General features: G+C 63.5%; 4 protein-coding genes. 2 read left to right on the plus strand and 2 right to left on the minus strand.

Annotated features, from left to right (window positions below; translation table 11 throughout):
* Positions 1 to 138 precede the first annotated feature (138 nt).
* Both JHD07_RS31040 and JHD07_RS31045 read left to right on the plus strand, forming a co-directional pair.
* Entirely contained in the window at positions 139 to 1,413 is a 1,275-nt protein-coding gene (locus JHD07_RS31040) for a PQQ-dependent sugar dehydrogenase (RefSeq protein ID WP_291629069.1), read from the plus strand.
* Positions 1,414 to 1,635: 222 nt separating this feature from the next.
* Positions 1,636 to 2,217, plus strand: coding sequence for a c-type cytochrome (locus JHD07_RS31045; protein WP_291629071.1), 582 nt, complete (start codon positions 1,636 to 1,638; stop codon positions 2,215 to 2,217).
* A 90-nt stretch (positions 2,218 to 2,307) separates the two neighbouring features.
* Here JHD07_RS31045 and panE read toward each other — a convergent pair whose 3' ends face one another.
* Positions 2,308 to 3,231, minus strand: a complete 924-nt coding sequence (gene panE / locus JHD07_RS31050; protein ID WP_291629073.1) for a 2-dehydropantoate 2-reductase — start codon at positions 3,229 to 3,231, stop codon at positions 2,308 to 2,310.
* Positions 3,232 to 3,349: 118 nt separating this feature from the next.
* The coding region (locus JHD07_RS31055; protein WP_291629075.1) for a 2-hydroxychromene-2-carboxylate isomerase at positions 3,350 to 3,751 on the minus strand (402 nt) is incomplete at its 5' end.

Genomic DNA, 3,751 nt, shown 5'->3' on the forward strand with positions numbered 1-3,751 from the left:
GCATGAGCGACGGCCTTCCCAGCGCCGGCAGATGTGCTAGCCTTTTTGCGTCTGCCTGGAGCAGACGCCGAAACTTCGCCTCTCGACTAGCAAAACAAATAATCGCAGCCCAGGCGGCTGCCTTAGGGGAGTGACGCGATGACATCGATGTTCCATCGATCCGTGTTGGCGCTTGCGGCCGTGGCCCTTCTCGCGGGGACCAGCGCCGGCAATGCGCAACAGCAAGACAAGAACCGGGCGCTGAAGAAATACGAATCCGGCACCAAGGAATTCTGGACCCATCCGCCGGAGGACTGGTTCCTCGGCGACGAGACCGAGGCGCAGAAGGGCCTCGCGCCGCCCTCGGGCCCGCCGACCGGCGCCTCCGATGCCGAGCTCGCCAACATCGTCAAGAAGATCAAGCTGCCCTCGGGCTTCAAGATCGAGGTCTATGCCTCGGGCGTGCTGGCGGCACGGCAGATGGCCTGGGGTGACAAGGGCACGCTGTTCGTCGGCTCGTTCGGTCTCGGCAACGTCTATGCCATCAAGGACAACAACGGAAAGAAAGAGGTCAAGACCGTCCTCAAGGGCCTGAACATGCCCACCGGCCTCGCCTTCCGGGACGGCGCGCTCTACGTCATCGCCGTCGACAAGCTGATCCGCTACGACAACGCGGAGGCCAATCTCGACAATCTCGGCCAGGGCAAGGTCGTCTATGACGACATGCCGTCCTATGCCGCCCATGGCTGGAAGTACATCGCGGTCGACAAGGAAGGCTGGTTCTTCCTGCCGTTCGGACCGCCCTTCAACATCGGCATCCCGCCGACCAGCGTGTCGCAGATCCGCCGCGTCGATCCCAAGACCGGCAACGCGGAAATCTGGGCGCTCGGCGTTCGCAATTCGGTCGGCGGCGACGTCGACCCGCGCACCGGCAAGCTCTGGTTCACCGAGAACGCTCGCGACTGGATCAGCGATGATCTGCCCAGTGACAAGCTGAACATGATCAATCGGATCGGTGAGCATTTCGGCTACCCGTATTGCCACCAGGGCAATCTGCCCGATGACAAGTTCGCGATGGGCCACAAATGCTCGGAGTTCACGCCGCCGGTGCTGAATCTCGGCGCCCATGTCGCGCCGCTCGGCATGAAGTTCTATACCGGCGACCAGTTCCCCGCCGAGTACAAGAACAACATCCTGATCGCCGAGCACGGCTCTTGGAACAGGCACAAGTACCAGGGCGCACGCATCGTGCGCGTGATCGTCGGGCCCGACGGCAAGAACCCCAAGCGGGAGATCTTCGCCTCCGGCTGGCTCGAGGGTGACCAGGGCTATCTCGGCCGTCCCAACGACATCATCCTCGCCAAGGACGGATCGATCCTCGTCGCCGACGACTGGGCCGGAGCGATCTATCGCATCAGCTACAGCAAGAAATAGCGCGACCCGACGGAGAGGCTGCGACCGCGTGACGGCCGCAGCCTCTTTTGCTTGTGACATGCTTGCGATGGAACACGTTTGTCATGCCCGGGCTTGATCCGGGCATCCATCAACGGGAAACTTTCTGCAAAAGCGATGGATTGCCGGGCCTACGCTTTGCCGAAGAGGCTTCGGCCTTGCAGGCGGGTCAAGCCGGGCAATGACGGTCGGAGAGATTGAGACATGCGGGTCGTTCGGTTTGGAATTCTGTCGGCGGCGCTCCTGCTCGCGCCGGCTGCTACGGCCGCCGACAATGCCGCGATCAAGGAGAAGGCGGCCGTCTGCTCCGGCTGCCACGGCGAGAACGGCATCTCGCAGACCGAGAACATCCCCTCTCTGGCCGGCCAGCCCGATCAGTTCCTGCAATGGCAGCTGGTGTTCTTCCGCGCCGGCGCGCGCAAGAACGAGCAGATGCAGCCGATCGTCGAGCAGATGACGAACGAGGACATTCGCAACTTCGGAGCCTACTTCTCGCAGCTCGCGCCGCCGAAGGGGGGCGAGGACAGCGATCCGGACCTGTCGAAAAAGGGCGCGCAGGTGGCCGTCGGCCGCCGCTGCGCCTCATGCCATACGGACAACTATGCCGGCACCAAGGCGGTGGCGCGGCTCGCCGGCCAACGCCAGGAATATCTCGTCAAGGCGCTGCACGATTACAAGGCCGGCCAGCGCATCGGCAACGGCGTCGCCGCGATGGTCGATGTCGCCTATCGCATGAGCGACGAGGAAATCACCGCGGTGTCGCACTATCTGGCGCATCTGAAATAGTGCGACGCTCGGTGTTGCGGCAAACACAGCGCGTCATCCCGGGGCGCGCAAAGCGCGAGCCCGGGACGACACCGATCGTGTGGTGAAGACCTACCCCGCCCGCTGCTTCTCATACGCCTTCAGATGTGTATACGCGATGCGCAGCTTCGGCACCGGCACCTTGGCGGCATCGGCGCGCGCGATGAGATCGCCGATGACGTGATCGGCTTCGACCGGCAGGCCCGCCTTGATGTCGCGGTACATCGAGGCCGTCATCGGCGATCCCTCGGCGGTGAGGTTGCCCTTCACCCGCTCGAAGAACGGCCCGCCCGGCGGATAGCCGGACGCTGCGGCGACCGCGCTGGTCTCGTCCAGCATGCCGAGCAGGAAATCCCGGCCGCCGGGAGCCGCAAGGATATCGCCGACCGAGGCGCGCATCAGGCTGGTGCTTGCAGCGAGCGATGAGAGGAACACCCATTTCTCCCACATGTCCTGCATGATGTTCTGGCTGGCGGTGGCGCCGTTGATGCCGCTCTTGAAGGCCTCGTCGATCGCTTTCACCCGGTCGGACATCCCGCCGTCGCGCTCGCCGTAATTGATCGACTGCATCGGCTGGAGCTGCACCACCTCGCGCTTCTCGTTCAGTGTCGCGGCGATGGCGCAGAGGCCGCCGAGCATGCGATCCTTGCCGAACCTGGCATCCAGCGTGTCGAGATGCTTCATGCCGTTGAGCATCGGGATGATCGCGGTGTTCGGCCCCACCGCCGGGGCGAATGATTTGATGGCATCGTCAAGGTCGAACGCCTTGCAGCTGAGCAGGACGACGTCGAACTTGTCCTTGATCGCGTCCGCCTGCACGGTCGGTGGGTTCTTCAGGGTCACATCGCCGTTCGGGCTCTTGATGACGAGGCCGGCGCTTGCAAGCTCGCTGGCGCGCCGCGGCCGGACCAGGAAGGTGACGTCGCGGCCGGCCTGCAACAGCCTGCCGCCGAAATAGCCGCCGATGGCGCCGGCGCCGACCACGAGGATACGCATGAAAGGCTCCGTTATTGTTGTTCTTCAGAAAGAGGCGAATGGCGAATAGGGAGTAGCGAATAGAATGGCAAGTGACGAAACGCGAGTCACGTTTCCACTACTCGCCATTCGCCTTTCCCTACTCGCCCTTCACCATCTCCTCGACATCGCGCAGCTGCTCCTTGCCGAAGAACATCTCGCTGCCGACGAAGAAGGTCGGCGAGCCGAAGGCGCCGCGGGCGACCGCCTCCTCGGTGTTCTTGATCAGCCTGGCCTTCACCTCGGGTTCCTGGCCGCGGGCAAGCAGCTTCTGGGCGTCGAGACCGGAAGACGCCAGCGCCTTCGCCGCGATTTCAGGGTCGTCCATCTTCTTCGGCTCGCGCCACATGTGATGGAAGGCCGCCTCGACATATTGTTCGAACACGCCCTCGAGCTGCGCAGCGATCGCCGTGCGCATCAGGTTCAGCGTATTGACGGGAAAATGCGGATTCCAGACGTAAGGCTGGACCTTGAAGCGCTTGACGAAGCGCTCGGTCTCGAC

The sequence above is a fragment of the Bradyrhizobium sp. genome (assembly GCF_016462955.1).
GTDB lineage: Bacteria > Pseudomonadota > Alphaproteobacteria > Rhizobiales > Xanthobacteraceae > Bradyrhizobium.